Source organism: Mycolicibacterium austroafricanum, assembly GCF_902705885.1.
Lineage (GTDB): Bacteria > Actinomycetota > Actinomycetes > Mycobacteriales > Mycobacteriaceae > Mycobacterium > Mycobacterium vanbaalenii_A.
On sequence record NZ_CACSIP010000012.1, the window covers coordinates 244665 to 260692 of the forward strand.

Here is a 16028-nt window from a genome sequence, read left to right on the forward strand (position 1 = left end):
GCGCGAGCAGACACAAAAGGCCGCGACACGCCGCATACTCGGGGACCTATGCGTCTGCTCGCGCTGATACGCAACACCTGGCGCACCCTGACCTCCATGGGGACCGCGCTGGTGCTGCTGTTCCTGCTGGCGCTCGCGGCGATCCCGGGAGCGCTGCTGCCGCAGCGAAACCTCAACGAGGTCAAGGTCGCCGAGTACATCGCCGCCAACCCCACCATCGGACCGTGGCTGGACCGGGTCCAGGCGTTCGACGTGTTCTCCAGCTTCTGGTTCACGGCGATCTACGTGCTGCTGTTCATCTCGCTGGTGGGCTGCCTGACACCACGCCTGTTCGAGCATTTCCGCAGCATGCGGGCCAACCCGGTACCTGCACCGCGCAATCTGGGGCGGCTGCCCAAGCACCACACCGCCGAGGTGCGCGGCGACGTCGCCACGGTGGCGGCCGCGGTCGACGAACGGTTGCGGGGGTGGCGGCGAATCACCCGCCGAGCCGGCGCCGGGGACGGAGAGTCCGCCGAGGTCACCGAGATTTCGGCGGAGAAAGGCTATCTGCGCGAGTTCGGCAACATCGTCTTCCACTTCTCGTTGCTCGGTCTGCTGGTCGCGATCGCCGCAGGCAAGCTGTTCAGCTACGAGGGCAACGTCATCGTCATCGCCGACGGCGGGCCGGGGTTCTGCACGGCATCACCCGCCGCGTTCGACTCGTTCCGGGCGGGCAACACCGTCGACGGGACCTCGCTGTATCCGATGTGTGTGCGGGTCAACGATTTCGAGGCCACCTACCTGCCGAACGGGCAGGCGGTGTCCTTCCAGGCGGACATCGACTACCAGGCCGGCGACGATCTCGACACCGGCACCTGGCAGCCGTACCTGCTGAAGGTCAACGAGCCGTTGCGTGTCGGCGGCGACCGGGTCTACCTCCAGGGCCACGGCTACGCCCCGACGTTCACCGTGACCTTCCCCGACGGACAGACCCGCACCCAGACACTGCAGTGGCGGCCCGACGACCAGATCACGTTCCTGTCCTCGGGAGCGATGCGTTTCGACCCGCCCGGTGGCACCTACGCCGACGAACGGGAGCGACGCAGCAACCAGCTCGCGGTCCAGGGGTTGTTCGCGCCGACCGGGGAGCTCGACGGCACCCTGCTGTCGTCGAGCTTCCCCGCGCTGAACGACCCCGCGGTGGCGATCGACGTCTACAAAGGTGACACCGGCCTGGACACCGGGCGCCCGCAGTCGCTGTTCTCGCTGGACCCGCGGATGATCGACCAGGGCCGGCTGGACAAGGTGGCGCGGGTCAACCTGCGCGCCGGCGAGGACACCCGCCTCGACGACGGCACCGTGGTGCGGTTCGACGGCGCCACCCCGTTCGTCAACCTGCAGGTGTCCCACGACCCCGCCCAGATCTGGGTGCTGGTGTTCGCGATGACGATGATGGCGGGCCTGCTGGTGTCGTTGATCGTACGGCGGCGCCGCGTCTGGGTGCGATTGTCGTCGGAGGCTGCAGGTACCGTGAACGTCGAGCTGGGCGGCCTGGCCCGCACCGACAACTCGGGCTGGGGTGACGAGTTCGAGCGGCTGACGGCGCGGCTGCTCGCCGGAAGCGAGACCGGTGCGCCGGTTGGTGAAGACAAGAAGGCGGATCGTTCATGAATTCCACCGATATCGACCTCGGGCTGGCCCGTTACTCGGACTGGGCGTTCACGTCGTCGGTGCTGGTGCTGGTCGTGGCCCTGCTGCTGCTGGCTGTCGAGTTGGCCTACAGCCGCAGCCGGAAGGTCGAGACCCGGGAGCTGGTGGGTGCGGGCGTCTCGGAGACGGTCGCGGTCGACAGCGCCACCCCGGGCGTGGTCGCCGACACCCCGCGGCGGTCGTTGGACGAGCGCGTCGGCTCGGCCGGGCTGGCGCTGATCTACGTCGGCATCGCGGCGCTGCTGGCGTGCATCGTGTTGCGGGGTCTGTCCACCGCACGGGTGCCGTGGGGCAACATGTACGAGTTCATCAACCTGACCAGTTTCTGCGGCCTGGTGGCCGCGGCGGTGGTGTTGCGCCGGCCGCAGTACCGGTCGCTGTGGGTGTTCGTGCTCGTCCCGGTGCTGATCCTGCTCACCGTGTCCGGTCGCTGGCTGTATTCACACGCCGCGCCGGTGATGCCCGCTCTGCAGTCCTACTGGCTGCCCATCCACGTGTCGGTGGTCAGCCTGGGCTCCGGGGTGTTCCTGGTCGCCGGCGTGGCCAGCGTGCTGTTCCTGCTCAAGATGTCGCGCCTCGGCGAGCCGGGCCGCCCCGGCGTCGTCGCCCGCGTCGTGCAGCGACTCCCGGACGCCCAGATCCTGGACCGAATTGCCTATCGCACAACGATCTTCGCATTCCCGGTGTTCGGCTTCGGGGTGATCTTCGGCGCGATCTGGGCCGAGGAGGCCTGGGGCCGGTACTGGGGCTGGGATCCCAAGGAGACGGTGTCGTTCATCGCGTGGGTGATCTACGCGGCCTACCTGCACGCCCGCTCGACGGCGGGCTGGCGGGACCGCAAAGCCGCGTGGATCAACGTGGCCGGCTTCGTGGCGATGGTCTTCAACCTGTTCTTCATCAACCTGGTGACCGTCGGGCTGCATTCGTACGCAGGCGTCGGCTGAGCGCTGTCTGGCGAGCAGGAGGGAGGAGACCGACCCGTGTCTGACCTGCCGGGTGGTTTTCGGGCACAGCAACGGTTCGTCGACCCGGCGGCCGCGGTGCCTGCCGAGTGGACGGCCCCGACCCCACCGCACGGAGTGCCACCGGTCGTCGCTGCCCGCCCACCGGAGCCGGCGCTGCCCGCGCCGGCACCGCCCGATCCGGCCGCCCCCGATCCGCCGCCGTACCTCGATCTGTCCACCGTCGCGCTGCTCGGCAAGCCCAGGCGGGCGCCGTCGGCGGGCTGGCGCAAGTGGGTGTACTGGTCCTCGGCCAAGCTGATCAACCTGGGGGAGAGCCCGAAGGTGCTTCGCCACGACACCCTGGTCGCGCAGCTGCAGCGTCCGTTGCGCGGCTGTTACCGGATCGCGCTGCTGTCCCAGAAGGGCGGTGTCGGCAAGACCACCATCACCGCGACGCTGGGCGCCACGTTCGCCACCAACCGCGGGGACCGGGTGATCGCGGTGGACGCCAACCCCGATCGCGGCACGCTCAGCCAGAAGGTGCCGCTCGAGACGCCGGCCACCGTACGGCACCTGCTGCGCGACGCGGAGGGGATCGCCGCCTACAGCGATGTCCGCCGCTACACCTCACAAGGTCCGAGCCGGCTGGAGGTACTGGCGTCCGAAACCGACCCCGCGGTGTCCGAGGCGTTCAGTTCAGACGACTACCACCGCACCCTGTCGGTGCTGGAGCGGTTCTACAGTCTGGTGCTCACCGACTGCGGCACCGGCATGCTGCATTCGGCGATGTCCGCAGTGATCGACAAGGCCGACGTGCTGGTGGTGATCAGTTCCGGTTCGGTGGACGGCGCGCGCAGCGCTTCGGCGACGCTGGACTGGCTCGACGCCCACGGCTACGAGGACATGGTCAGCAACTCGATCGCCGTCATCAACGGGGTGCGGCCACGCTCGGGCAGGGGCACGAAGGTCGACCTCGCCAAGGTTGTCGACCACTTCGCGCGGCGCTGCCGGTCGGTGTGTCAGGTGCCGTTCGACCCGCACCTGGAGGAGGGGGCCGAGATCAGCCTGGACCGGCTGCGACCACAGACCAGGGAGTCCCTGATCGAACTGGCTGCCGCGGTGGCACAAGGCTTTCCAGGTGCACGTCGGCACGGCGACCCAGCCGTCGACTAGGTCGGCGATGCGCGGTCAGGACCGCGGTTGGTCGTCTCGCGGATTGATCCGCCGCAGGAAATCCGGATCGTCGTCCGGTCCGATCACCCGGGTGCGCGGTCGATTCGCGGCCATCCGGGTGACCCGCCAGCCGACGTAGACCAGTGCGGCCAAGACGATCAGCAGGAGCAAATAAGCCACCTAAAACCTCCTTCCTGTCAATATACGCGTCATGGGTAGGCTCGGTCCGTGTCTGACGGACCGCCCAGATCCCGCCTGCTACTCGACGTGCTCGCCTACGTCGCGGCCCGCCTCGTCCTCGTCCTCGTCACGACGCTCGTGATCATCGGGGTCGGACGCCTGTTCGGGGTCCGGGACTTCCCGGTGGTGGTGGCGTTGCTTTTTGCCATCGTGATCGCGCTGCCGCTGGGTATCTGGCTGTTCACCCCGCTGCGGCGGCGCGCCACCGAGAGCATCGCGACGTGGGATGAGCGCCGCCGCCGCGACCGCGAACAACTGCAGGCCCGACTGCGGGGCGACGCCGCACCTGAAGATCCCGCCGCGCCGGACGGCGAACCCCGCGACGGCTGACGAAAGTCTGACCTATTACGGATCCGTCATCGCGGGTCTATTACTGCATAGCTGAGGCCGCCGCTGGGTAACCCGGGTCACATGACGGAACAGCAGCTGATGACCCGTCACCAGGCCATCAGTAACCACAGGAATATCACTAGCCACAGAACCCCGATTAGCCACAAGGCTCTGTACCGACGGTGGCTGGACGAGTTGTGGGGCGGGTACCGCATCGCCGAGGAACTCGTGTCCCCGGATTTTGTCGGGCACTGGCCCACCCGGGACGTCCACGGGCCCACTGAACTGCAGAAGGTCGTCGACAACACCCGTGGTGCGCTGCGGGAACTGAGGTTCGTGGTCGAGGTCGGCCCGTTCGTCGACGGCGACATGGTGGCAGCCCGGTGGATCGCCACGGGTGCGGGCGCCACCGGCCCGACCCGGTTGACCGGCAACGACATCCTGCGGGTCGCCAACGGAACAGTCGTCGAGTACTGGAGTGGTATCTCGCCCGGTTAGTCGGCTGCGGCGTCGCGCAACAACCGCCGCAGCACCTCGAGGGGATCGCCGTCGGTGGGATCGAGTCGGCGCCCGTCCGGCGACTGCGTGGGCTCGGGGTCGGTGATCGCCGGGGCCGCGGGCGGCGGCAGGTCCGCGGGCGGCGGCGGCGGTGTCACACCGGGCGGGACCAGCGTGCCGAGCGCGTCGATCTTGGCGGTCAGACGCGCCTGCGCGTCCTGGCGCACCGCGCGTCGCTGCGGGTCAGGGTCGTTGTTGCCGTCGAAACATTCAGCTGGCGCATCGGCGATCATCGTCAGGGCGCTCTCGTAGCGGTCCCGCGCGGCGTCCAGCCGGGCTTCCCATGCCTCGATGTCGCCCTGGCGTTCCCGGACCAGTTCGAGGTTGACGCGCACCGGGCACGAGTGCGCCGGGTCGGTAGCGGCCAATACCGTCGAGAACTCCGGTTCGGCGACCTCCAGGCTGGCGCGCTGCTGCTCCTCGCGGGCGCGGCCCTCGAGCACCGCGAGCCCACCTGCGGCGAACGCGGTGGTGTCGGGTTCGAGCACGTCGGCGATGCGCAGCACCGCCACATCAGCGCGCAGCGAACCGATCTCCCCCGACACGTAGTGCTGCTGCGCCGCGCCACCCACGACGACCACGGAGATCAGCTTCGCCGCGAGCGCGAGCACGGCCGCGGCCACCGGAGCCGACGCGATCAGCAGTCGCCGTCGCAACCGCAGCCGGGCCGGCGCCGACACGCGCGTCACGTCAGCACCTGCCGTCGGGTCGACCGGTTCCGGCGCAACTCCCGCGCAGTCAGGTAGATCTCGGCGAGCAGCAGCAGCGACGCCAGCATCGTGAACAGCCAGTAGAGCTCGGACCGTTCGGGGGTAGCCTGCGGGTCGGCGGTCACCTCGGCGGTCGGTCTCGCGCCCGGTGGCACGGGCTGCCCGGGCTCACGCTGGATGTAGGGGACCCCGAGTTGCGCGGCGATGTCACGCAGCGCAGCCACGTCGAGGCCGGGCCCGCCGCCGTAGCCGAACACCGCCCCGCCGTCCACATCGCCGGTGTCGAACTGCCCCTGGGGTGCGGTGGACTGCCCGGCCCCGGAACCGAAGTAGTACACCAGGTTGTCCGCCTGCGGATACTGCTGCCGGGCCGCGATCAGCTGGTAGCGCAGCACGTTGGCGGCGGCACCGGCATTGACCTGGTCGCTGCCCGCGGTGGCGTCGGCGTAGGGGTTCAAGGCCTCGACGACCGGCTCCAGGCTCCAGGTGTCGCTCGACAGCGGCCAGTCGATCGCGGGCCGAGACGCGAACGCGATGACGGCGAACCGGGAGCCGGGGTGCGCGTCGATCAGCTCCCGCATGTCCTGGCGGATCCCCGCCATCCGGGTGCCCTCGCCATGGTCGGCGATCGCCGAGTCGGCAGAACGGTCCACGACGAAGTACACATTCGCCCCCCGGGCCGTCGGGGTGAGTTCTTCGGAGCCCACCGTCCCGGTTCCCGGCCGCGCGGCGGCCACCAGCACCAGCAGCACGGCCAAAGTCGTTCCGCACCAGCGCAGCATCGCGGTCCTGCCGGAGCGGGACCCGGCGGCCAGCCGCAGGGACACCACCCTCAGCGCGAGCAGGGCCACCACGATGACGCCCAGTGCGGGCGGCGGCAGCACCGGGTCGAACGTCATCGCCGCACCGCCATCAGCGACACGCCGAGCAGTGCGGCCAGCGCCAGCGCGGCCACGAGCACGACGACGGGGGTGTCTTCCCGGGAGCCGGCCCGCTCGCCGTCCTGGCCTGCCGGAGCGGCGCGGATCGCGTCGAGGTCACTGCCGAGGCCCGCGGCGTCGAATCGGTGGAACTGCCCGCCGGTCACCTCCGCGAGGGTGGCCAGTGTGTCGGTTTCGCGACCGGGTGTGGCGATGGCATTGACCTGTACGTCGGCCTGCTGTGCCATCTCGGTGACCTGGGTGTCTGTGAACAGCGACGGCGTGGTGTCCTCGGGTGGGCGCAGCGCGCCGGGGCCAAGGTAGATCAGCGACCTGTGGGTGTCACTCGCGGTCTCGAACCCGGGAAAGCCGGTCAGGCACAACGCCAGAACGTCGGCGACGGTCGGCGAGTAGTCGTTGTAGCCCACCGGCGCGGAGAACGAGTCGGTTCTGGCCCGCAGGCCGACGGCTTCAGCCGGGCTCAACGCCGCGGCGTCGGACTGCGCCTGTATCCGTGCCGCTTGTGCGTAGTCACCGAAGCGGCCGGCGGCGAACTGGTGGTCACGGGTCAACGGGACCACCCTGCGGTTCGGCGACGTCAGCCCGATTCGCTCGGTCCCGTAGGTGGTCGCCTGGCGGGCGAAGTAGGTCAGGAACTGGCCGGTGGCAGGGTCGGTGACGGGCTGGCCCACGCACAGCATGATGTCCTCACGCGCAGCGGAGTCGTTGGTGCCCCAGAGCGTTCCGACAGGCCGGGCGCTCGCGAGCACCGTCGTGCCGAACAGCAGTGTCAGCAGGGCCAACAGCACCGCGCTGGCCCGGGTGCGGCGGCGAATCACCGCCCGGTACTCGGGTAGCCCGGTCAGACGTGCGGTGTTGGCCAGGGGCCGGCGGCCGCGGGCTCGTTCGGTGGGCAGCAGCATCGCCAGCGCGCCGGTCAGCACCAGCGCGCCGAGCCCGGCGATCACCACCGCCCACCACATCAACTCCACGAGCGGATCAACTCTTCTGTCTGTTCACCCAACCGGGCCACATCAACGGTCGCGGAACTGTCGAACTGTGCATCACCCAACGCCGAGAGGACCGGTGCGGCGGGGGCCAGATCACCGGCGGCGACCGCGCGCAGTTGCATGTACTGGGCCCGAAGCCCGGTGGCCTGATGCAGGAAGCTGCGCAGGGTGCGGCTCAATTCCGCACCGGCCTGTACGCCGGAGAGCTCTCCGGCGCGGTGCCGGCGGGTGATCGATTGGACCGTCCGGGCGAAGCGGTACCGCAGCACGCGGGCGTGGGCCACCCTGACCACCGGTATCCGGCGCAGCCGTTCGGCGGGCATGGTCGCGATGAAAACGCTGGTATACCAGGCGATGACGACGATCAGCAGGGCCAACCCGAGCCACAGCCATCCGGTGGCGTAGCCGCGCGGTCCACTGACGAACTCGAGCAGATCATCCGGCACGCGACCACACCCCCGTCATCTCGACGATCTTGCGGCGGACCTGATCGCTACCGGAGATCGTGGCGTGCGGAATCGCCTGTGAGGTCATCAGTTCGGCGAGTTCGCGGGCACGTCGCTGCTCGGCGCGCTGGTAGGCGGCGACGACGCGCGGTTCGGCCGTCACGGATCCGAGCACCACCCGCCCGGTGGCGACGTCGTACGCGTCGTCACCACCGGCGGCGGTCGCCGGCAAGTCCGGGACCATCGCCCACATCACGTCGTGCCGCGCGGTCAGCCGGCCGAGCACCTCGTCGAGGCGCTCGTCGCGGTCCGGTTCGTCGGACACCACGATGATCAGCATCGAGTGTCGGTAATGTGTTGCCACATAAGTCAACTGGCAGACGATGTCACTCGGACCGGACGGGGTGGGGCCGGCCGAATGAAGGTGGTAGCCGGCGAGCAGGCTCTCGATGTGGTTCTCGCCGCGGCGCTGGCGGACGTTCACACTGCCGCGGGCATCGCCGTACACCATGCCGACTTCGTCGGTGCGGCCGAGCGTAATCAACCCGATGGCGCCCAGAATGTTCAGTGCGACATCGCTTTTGCGCTCGCCACCCGGTGCGAGGGCCGACATGTTGCGGCCGGTGTCGGCCACGAGGAGAACCTTGTGGTGTTTTTCGGAGACGAACCTCTTGATGAGCACGCTGGCGGACCGCGCCGAGGCCTTCCAGTCGATGTCGCGGACGTCGTCACCCGGCACGTAGGGCCGCAGTTCGTCGAATTCCAGGCTGCGGGTGTGCAACAGCGCGTAGCGACCGCCCTCGAGCATGCCGCGGGTGTCGCTGCCGAAGTGGGCTCTGGCCCGGTGGAGGTGCTTACCCACTGCCCGCCCCGCTCAGGGCACCCGCACCGACTGCAGTGCGGCCTCGATCACCACGTTGGCGGTCACCCCTGCGCTGGCCGCCTCGAACCCGAGGATCAGCCGGTGCTGCAGCACCCGGTGCGCCAGATCGGCGATGTCGCCGGGGATCACGTGGTTGCGCCCGGACAGCACTGCCAGCGCACGGGCCGAGGTGCACAACGCGATGGTCGCCCTGGGGCTGGCGCCGTATTCGATCAGCCTGGCGATCTGCCGCGGCAGGTGGTTGCCCGGGTCGCGGGTCACGCCGACCAGTCGGCTGGCGTAGAGCATCAGGTCACGGCTCATGTGCACCTGGCGGGCGACCCGCTGCAGGTGGCGGATGTCCTCGAGGCCGACCACCGGCGGCGTCCGGTGGTCCCGGTCATATAGCCCGGCGTCGCGTCGGCTGAGCACCTCGACCTCCTGCTCGGGCGAGGGGTACTGGACGATCTCCTTGAGCAGGAACCGGTCGGTCTGAGCCTCGGAGAGCGCATAGGTGCCTTCCTGGTCGACCGGGTTCTGGGTGGCGATCACCAGGAACGGCTCCGGGATGGGATAGACGGTGCCGGCGATGGTCGTCTGGCGTTCCTCCATCGCCTCGAGCATCGCGCTCTGGGTCTTGGCGCTGGAGCGGTTGATCTCGTCGAGCAGCACGACGTTGGCGTGGACGGGTCCGAGCTGGGTGACAAACGACGTGGTGGCCGCGTCGTAGACCTGGGTGCCGATGATGTCGCTGGGCAGCAGGTCGGGGGTGCACTGGATGCGCCGGAACACCCCGTCGATGGACTCGGCGACGACCCGCGCCGCGGTGGTCTTGGCCAGCCCGGGCACGCTCTCCAACAGGATGTGGCCGCCGGTGAGCAGCCCGATGAGCAACGACTCCCGCAGGTGCTCCTGGCCGACGACCTTCGCCGAGAACGCCTCGGAGAGCGCCCTGACGATGCGTTGTGCCTCGTCAGGGTCGTGGTCGGACGGTATCCGGGCTGCGGTCATCCAGCGGTATGTACCACGCGATTCGGGCGTGCAAACCGCCGCTGGGCGACGACTACCACGCCGAAGTCGCCCGGAATCAGCCGAACATCAACGCGCCGGCCACTGCCAGCGCCCACACCAGCATCGCCAGCCCGGTGTCTCGCAGCACCGGGATCAGCTCCTTGCCGCCCTGCCCGCCCCGGACCGGCCTGGCCGCACGCACCGCCAGCGGCAGCGCCACCAACCCCACCGCAGCCCACGGCGTCGCCGGCATCAGCACCAGCGGCACCGCGAACGCCACCACCAGCAACCCACAGAACAGCAGCCGGGTCCTGGCGTCGCCGAGCCGAACCGCCAGGGTGATCTTGCCGGACTGGGTGTCGGTGGGGATGTCACGCAGATTGTTGGCCACCAGCACCGCCGAGGACAGGCAGCCCATCGCCACGGCGAGCGCCCCGCCGACCCAGTCGACGCGCAGCGCCTGGGTGAACTGGGTGCCCAGCACCGCGACCAGGCCGAAGAACACGAACACGGCGACCTCGCCGAAGCCCAGGTAGCCGTAGGGCTTGGAGCCGCCGGTGTAGAGCCACGCCCCGGCGATGCAGACCGCGCCGACCGCGATCAGCCACGGTGCGCTGAACCAGGCCAGCACCAGGCCGGCGACCGCGGCGACGAGCAGGCTCGCGATCGCGGCCGTCAGCACCGACCGGGGCGCTGCGAGCCTGGAGCCGACCAACCGCAGCGGCCCGGCCCGCACATCGTCGGTGCCGCGGATGCCGTCGGAATAGTCGTTGGCGTAGTTCACCCCGATGATCAGGGCGATCGCCACCAGCAGCGCCAGCAGCGCCTTCCACCACGATGCGGCACCCAGCCACGCTGCAGCGCCCGTCCCGGCGATCACCGGTGCGACGGCGTTCGGCAACGTCCGGGGACGCGCTCCCTCGATCCACTGGGCGAAACTGGCCACTGCGTCAGTCTTGCAGGTGCCCGGTTTGCTCCCCGCGTGCGCAGGGTTCCAACCGTGGCACACTGAGCGCATGGACGACCGACTGAGCAAGAACGAGATCCGGAAGGACGCCGTACAGGAGATCGTCGGTGCCGGTGCGTCGACCGTCGGTGAGGTCACCTCGATCATCACGACCGCGGTCAAGGACGTCGCGAACGCCATCGGCGGGCTGGCCACCGACGTGTTCGAGATCCGTGACGGCGCCCGGCGCGCAGCACAGCGCAACGCCGACGAGACCGACGCCGAGTAGTTCGCCGGTCAGCCCTCGGGTCGCTGACCGCGGGTGCCGCCGGCACCCCACACCACCGCGTGATCCGTGGTGCGCGCGTAATTGTCCGGTGTCGCCGGATCACCGGAAACCAGCACCGCCCCCCAGTCGACGTCGGGATGTCCGACCAGCCTGCTCGGCACCTCGTTGAGCTGGCCGAACGTCGCGAGTCCGGCAAACGTCCCGCCCAGGTCGGGGTCGCGGTCCTCGGTGAACCACGGCCGCGGTGACTCGATCACGGTGCGGGGTGTGGTGGCGACGCCCCCCGCCACCTCGGCGATGTCGTGCACACAGGGGAACAGGAACGACTGCGGCCAGCTGATCAGCACGGGTCCGCGGCCGGCCAGGAAGTCGGTCAGCGGAATGATCGTGCGCAACCGGGGGCCGGTGAAGGCCAACCAGCCGGTCTGGTCGGTGCGGTCGTCGACGGCGTGGATGCGTACCCGGTCGGCCCCGGCGGGCACCTCGGCCGAATCCACGCCCACCGAGCGCCACAACGGATGCTCGGGGTCCTCGTCGGATGCGGGCCGGTCGACCGGTTCGGCGGCACCCAGGACGGCGACGGTCGGTCCGTCGGCCCGGCCGAACTCCAGCACCAGCGAGTTGCCGTCCGACGTGCGTCCCGAGACCGACAGGGCCACACCGTTATCCGGCGCCAATGGTGGTAACGCAAACCATCCGGTGACGATCTCGCCGGTGGCCTGCGCGCCGGGGGTCCGGCTGCCCCACAGGTACTCCGAGGTGCCGCTTCCGGGCCGGTCCGGAGGCGGCGCCCCCGGGTAGAAACCCGTCGACTCGGCGAACCCGGAACCCCGCCCGCCCGGTTCCGTTGCCCTGAGCACCTGGCCGTCGGGCAGCACCTCGACGTCGTCTGCCAGCCCGCACACCTGCCCGCCGGCGATCCGGTCGAGGTTCGCCATCGCCAGCGATCCGGCGGATCGGCGCAACGGCGCCGCGACGAAGGAGCCGATGAGCACGGCCAGCGCCGTGCCGAAGGTGACCAGGGTGAGCACCGCGGGCCCGAGCGCCGGCCACTGCGCCGACGGCCTGCGTCGCAGCACGGCCAGCGCCGTCAACATCCCCGCGGCGAGGACGCCGGCCCACAACAGAGGGTTGTCCAGCGGCACGCCGAGGGGTCGGACCGGGCCGTCTGACCACGGCAGGTCGTACACCGCGGGCAACCACCAGGCATTCGGGCCGGCGAAGGCCAGCGCGGCGGTCGCGGCCAGTAGTACCGAGCCGATGACACCGACGACGGCGACGACGCGGTCCGGGGTGCGCGCCCGGCGCACCACCAGCATCACCGCCACGGTCAGGAACGCCGCGAACAGTCCGGCCGTCGCCCCGAAGTGGTAGGACCACTTCGACGGCCCGAGCGCCAGCAGCAGCAGCGCGACCACCACGACGGCGGCCAGTCGCGCCGCCGTCGCACCGAGCACGTCGCGTCCGCGGCGGCGTGCGGCCAGCACACCGACGATCGGCAGCAGCGCGATCGTGAACAGCACCGGCAGCCGCTTGGCGAAGCTGCCCTGCTGGTCGGTCTGCAGCAGGTACCCGTACCGGGTCGGCTCCTCGTACCAGGGCAGCGAGGGGCCGAAGAACCTGTGCCAGTCGGTGGCGGTGACGAGCGCGTCCCACGTCTGGTCGGCGAAGATCACTGTGAGCCCGACGGCGCCCACACAACACAGCAACACCACGGTCGCCGACAGTTCGGCACGGGAGGGAGCTCCCGCCCGCGCCGCCGCCATCAGCCGGGGAGCAAATACCAGGATCGGTGCGGTCACCAGCACGGCGGTCGGGCTGATCGGGATCGTGAGCGCGGCCACGAGCACCAGCCAGGCCAACCCGGCCGGGTCCCGCGCCCGCCACGCCAACGCCAGCGCCGCGGTGACACCGAGCGCGACGTAGGACTCCGGTCGGGTCCCGAGGTTGAACGGCAGCCAGGCGACGAGCAGGCACACCGCGGCGAGCATCCGTATCCGCGCGTTCGCCGGCAGCGCGGCACCGAGCACGCCGCGGCTGAGCACGAACCACGTCGCGACCCCGAGCACGGTGCTGGGCAACCTCAGCCACAACGGGGCGAGGCTGAGCTCGGTCAGCGGTGAGAGCAACTGCTGGCTCAGAGAAAACGGGACCTCGGCGGCGTTCCACCACCGGTAGTAGTTGCCGGGGTCGCCGGTCGCGGCGAAGTTGCGGGCGATCATCGTCGCCCAGCCGTCGTCGACTGCGAGCGGACCGATCACGGCCCACCCGCAGAACACCGCGATCACCGCGGCGTCGATCCACCACAGCCGGTTCCCGCGCAGCCCGGGGCGGCGCCGGCCGGGCGGGCCGCGATCCCGACGAAGTAGGACGAGCGCGGCGACGGCGCACAGGAGCTGCACCCCGACCACGAGCGTCTTGAGCAGCGTCGGCGTCGTCGCGAACGGCCCGGCGACCACCGCGGACACCGAGAGCCCCGCGGCCTGCGCCGGATCGAGGTCGGTGCGGAACCCGAACACCCGGGGCACCGGTTCACCGGCGAGATGGCTGGTGCGACCGGCGGCCTGCCGGACCGCCAGGCCGCCGGGGACCGATTCGATGGTGATCCGGCAGTCCGCGGGGACCGCCGGGACGGGCAGGGGCTGCGTCCGGTCGCCGAGTCGCAGCAGCACGCCGTCCGCCGAACCGGTTACCACCAGGCCGTCACCGTCGGAGCCGGTGGCCAGCACGGTGACCGGCGCAGTCTGGGAGGTCGCTGCGCGCAGCGCCGAGCAGGGAATCGTCGCCGTGAGCTCGGCCGGGCGGTACGGCACCACCAGCGCGCTGGTAGAGGTCGTCGGCTGGTCGGGGACCGGCCACGTGATGGTGGTGCGCTCGGCGATGACGGGGGCGAAGGGTAGGAACAGCGCTGCCGCGACACCGGTCAGGCCGATGAGCAGGGCCAGCCAGGTCCGCTGTCTGGAGGTGTGTGGCCGCATAGAGTTCTCCGTCAGCCTGCCGATTGTTCGCCCCCGCGGCACGGGCATCCGGGGCGTCGTCACCGCAACGTCATGCTTGGTGCGGCATCCCGATGATCCACAATGGTCGGATGTTAGGTGTCATCGGCGGTAGCGGCTTCTACACGTTTTTCGGTCCTGATGCCCGAGCGATCAACCTGGACACGCCGTACGGGTCACCGAGTGCGCCGATCACCGTCGGCACCATCGGTGACCACGAGGTGGCGTTCCTGCCCAGGCACGGCGCCAACCATGAGTTCTCACCGCACACCGTGCCCTACCGGGCCAACATGTGGGCGCTGCGGGCGCTGGGGGTGCGGCGCATCTTCGGCCCGTGCGCGGTCGGCAGCCTGGACCCACAGCTCGGTCCGGGGGCGATGGTGGTGCCCGATCAACTGGTCGACCGGACGTCTGGACGGCCTGACACGTACTTCGACTCCGGCGGTGTCCATGTCGACTTCGCCGACCCGTACTGCCCGTCGCTGCGGGCAGCGGTGACCGGACTGCCCAGCGTCGTCGACGGTGGCACGATGGTGGTGATCCAGGGTCCCCGGTTCTCGACGCGTGCGGAGAGTCAGTGGTTCGCCGGCCAGGGTTTCCGGCTGGTCAACATGACGGGCTACCCCGAGACTGTACTGGCCCGGGAACTCGAGATGTGTTATGCGGCAATTGCTTTGGTCACCGATCTGGATGCGGGCATCGAGAGCGGCCAGGGGGTGCGGGCGGTGGACGTGTTCGCGGAGTTCGAACGGAACCTGGTGCCGTTCAAGCAGCTGGTCCACGAGGCCATAGAAAGCACCGCTCGGGTCAATGAATGCACGCACTGCATGCCGCACGAGGGTGTCGCGCTGCCGATCGAGCTTCCGTGAGAGTGCTGCTGACCGGTGCCGCCGGATTCATCGGCGCGCGCATCGCAGCCCTGCTGGCGGACGCCGGCCATGACGTCGTCGCCGCGGATGCGATGCTGCCCGCCGCGCACGGCGAGGGTGCCGAGCTGCCCGCAGGCATGCACCGGGCCGACGTCCGGGACGCCGCGGCCGTCGCCGAGCTGCTCGCCGGAGTGGATGTGGTGTGCCACCAGGCGGCGGTGGTGGGCGCCGGTGTGGACGCCGCCGACAGCCCCTCCTACGCATCGCACAACGACTACGGCACCGCGGTGCTGTTGGCCGAGATGTTCGCCGCCGGCTGCCGCCGACTGGTGCTCGCCTCGTCGATGGTGGTCTACGGCCAGGGTGGTTACGTCTGCCCGCAGCACGGTGCCGTCGACCCGACGCCGCGCACCCGGGCCGACCTGGATGGCGGGGTGTTCGACCACCGCTGTCCGGTCTGTGGCGCGCAGGTGAGGTGGGATCTGGTCGCCGAGGACGCACCGCTGCGGCCGCGCAGCCTCTACGCGGCCAGCAAGGTCGCACAGGAGCACTACGCGCTGGCCTGGAGCGAGTCGACGGGCGGCTCGGTGGTCGCGCTGCGGTATCACAACGTCTACGGACCGGGCATGCCACGCGACACCCCGTACTCGGGCGTCGCCGCGATCTTCCGGTCCGCACTCGAAGCAGGTTCCCCGCCAAGGGTTTTCGAGGACGGTGGCCAGATGCGCGACTTCGTCCACGTCGACGACATCGCGGCGGCGAACGTCGCCGCGATCGAGGCCGACTCCGACGGTTTCGACACGTTCAACGTCTGTTCGGGACAACCGGTGTCGATCCTCGACGTTGCGACCGCGCTGTGTGACGCGCGCGGTGACTTCACGCCGGTGGTCACCGGCGAGTACCGCAGCGGCGACGTCCGCCACATCGTCGCCGACCCGGCCAAAGCCGAACGGCTGCTGGGGTTTCGCGCCGCCGTCGATCCGGCCGACGGGCTGCGCGCATTCGCCGGTGCGCCGCTGCGCGCGTAGGAGC

17 protein-coding genes are annotated in these 16028 nt (G+C 70.1%); 8 read left to right on the top strand and 9 right to left on the bottom strand.

The genetic code is table 11. The annotated features are described in order from the left end of the window. The first annotated feature begins 48 nt into the window (after positions 1-48). The 3 genes from resB to BEMPMBAN_RS09990 are packed head-to-tail and all read left to right on the top strand — an operon-like array spanning position 49 to position 3809. Positions 49-1653: a cytochrome c biogenesis protein ResB gene (gene resB, locus BEMPMBAN_RS09980; protein ID WP_234897387.1), complete on the top strand. Its 1605-nt coding sequence runs from the start codon at positions 49-51 to the stop codon at positions 1651-1653. Further along, positions 1650-2636 (top strand): c-type cytochrome biogenesis protein CcsB, encoded by a 987-nt coding sequence (gene ccsB / locus BEMPMBAN_RS09985; RefSeq protein ID WP_159230189.1) that lies wholly within the window; start codon positions 1650-1652, stop codon positions 2634-2636. Before resB ends, ccsB begins: the two co-directional genes overlap by 4 nt. A 36-nt stretch (positions 2637-2672) precedes the next feature. Next, positions 2673-3809, top strand: coding sequence for a MinD/ParA family ATP-binding protein (locus BEMPMBAN_RS09990; protein ID WP_159230190.1), 1137 nt, complete (start codon positions 2673-2675; stop codon positions 3807-3809). Positions 3810-3824: 15 nt separating this feature from the next. Here BEMPMBAN_RS09990 and BEMPMBAN_RS09995 read toward each other — a convergent pair whose 3' ends face one another. Beyond that, positions 3825-3989 (bottom strand): hypothetical protein, encoded by a 165-nt coding sequence (locus BEMPMBAN_RS09995; RefSeq protein ID WP_159230191.1) that lies wholly within the window; start codon positions 3987-3989, stop codon positions 3825-3827. A 48-nt stretch (positions 3990-4037) separates the two neighbouring features. Here BEMPMBAN_RS09995 and BEMPMBAN_RS10000 point away from each other — a divergent pair, with 48 nt between their 5' ends. Further along, positions 4038-4379 (top strand): DUF4229 domain-containing protein, encoded by a 342-nt coding sequence (locus tag BEMPMBAN_RS10000; protein ID WP_159230192.1) that lies wholly within the window; start codon positions 4038-4040, stop codon positions 4377-4379. An 81-nt stretch (positions 4380-4460) separates the two neighbouring features. Next, positions 4461-4877, top strand: a complete 417-nt coding sequence (locus BEMPMBAN_RS10005) for an ester cyclase (RefSeq protein ID WP_159230193.1) — start codon at positions 4461-4463, stop codon at positions 4875-4877. Here the strand turns inward: BEMPMBAN_RS10005 and BEMPMBAN_RS10010 are convergent. From BEMPMBAN_RS10010 to BEMPMBAN_RS10040, 7 genes are all read right to left on the bottom strand, one after another. Further along, positions 4874-5626, bottom strand: a complete 753-nt coding sequence (locus BEMPMBAN_RS10010) for a hypothetical protein (protein ID WP_159230194.1) — start codon at positions 5624-5626, stop codon at positions 4874-4876. The genes BEMPMBAN_RS10005 and BEMPMBAN_RS10010 overlap by 4 nt on opposite strands. Then, positions 5623-6546 (bottom strand): vWA domain-containing protein, encoded by a 924-nt coding sequence (locus BEMPMBAN_RS10015; RefSeq protein ID WP_159230195.1) that lies wholly within the window; start codon positions 6544-6546, stop codon positions 5623-5625. Before BEMPMBAN_RS10015 ends, BEMPMBAN_RS10010 begins: the two co-directional genes overlap by 4 nt. Then, the gene (locus BEMPMBAN_RS10020) at positions 6543-7550 is read right to left on the bottom strand and encodes a hypothetical protein (RefSeq protein ID WP_234897399.1); all 1008 of its coding nucleotides are present in this window, start codon (positions 7548-7550) and stop codon (positions 6543-6545) included. Before BEMPMBAN_RS10020 ends, BEMPMBAN_RS10015 begins: the two co-directional genes overlap by 4 nt. Then, on the bottom strand, positions 7550-8023 hold the full coding sequence (locus BEMPMBAN_RS10025; RefSeq protein ID WP_159230197.1) for a hypothetical protein: 474 nt from the start codon (positions 8021-8023) through the stop codon (positions 7550-7552). The genes BEMPMBAN_RS10020 and BEMPMBAN_RS10025 overlap by 1 nt, the downstream gene beginning before the upstream one ends. Continuing rightward, complete coding sequence (locus BEMPMBAN_RS10030; RefSeq protein ID WP_159230198.1) at positions 8013-8885, bottom strand: DUF58 domain-containing protein; 873 nt, start codon at positions 8883-8885, stop codon at positions 8013-8015. The genes BEMPMBAN_RS10025 and BEMPMBAN_RS10030 overlap by 11 nt, the downstream gene beginning before the upstream one ends. Before the next feature lie 12 nt (positions 8886-8897). Further along, positions 8898-9896, bottom strand: a complete 999-nt coding sequence (locus BEMPMBAN_RS10035) for an AAA family ATPase (protein WP_159230199.1) — start codon at positions 9894-9896, stop codon at positions 8898-8900. 76 nt (positions 9897-9972) lie between these two features. Next, the gene (locus tag BEMPMBAN_RS10040) at positions 9973-10842 is read right to left on the bottom strand and encodes a 1,4-dihydroxy-2-naphthoate polyprenyltransferase (protein WP_159230200.1); all 870 of its coding nucleotides are present in this window, start codon (positions 10840-10842) and stop codon (positions 9973-9975) included. 70 nt (positions 10843-10912) lie between these two features. Between BEMPMBAN_RS10040 and BEMPMBAN_RS10045 the strand changes: the two genes are divergently transcribed. Next, positions 10913-11131, top strand: coding sequence for a hypothetical protein (locus BEMPMBAN_RS10045; protein ID WP_159230201.1), 219 nt, complete (start codon positions 10913-10915; stop codon positions 11129-11131). An 8-nt stretch (positions 11132-11139) separates the two neighbouring features. On the opposite strand, the gene BEMPMBAN_RS10050 is transcribed toward BEMPMBAN_RS10045, so the two are convergent. After that, positions 11140-14109, bottom strand: coding sequence for an arabinosyltransferase domain-containing protein (locus tag BEMPMBAN_RS10050; protein ID WP_159230202.1), 2970 nt, complete (start codon positions 14107-14109; stop codon positions 11140-11142). Positions 14110-14219: 110 nt separating this feature from the next. Here BEMPMBAN_RS10050 and BEMPMBAN_RS10055 point away from each other — a divergent pair, with 110 nt between their 5' ends. Next, a complete protein-coding gene (locus BEMPMBAN_RS10055; protein WP_159230203.1) occupies positions 14220-14996 on the top strand; it encodes an S-methyl-5'-thioadenosine phosphorylase in 777 nt (258 codons plus the stop codon). Then, entirely contained in the window at positions 14993-16024 is a 1032-nt protein-coding gene (locus tag BEMPMBAN_RS10060; RefSeq protein ID WP_159230204.1) for an NAD-dependent epimerase/dehydratase family protein, read from the top strand. Before BEMPMBAN_RS10055 ends, BEMPMBAN_RS10060 begins: the two co-directional genes overlap by 4 nt. Positions 16025-16028: the final 4 nt, after the last annotated feature.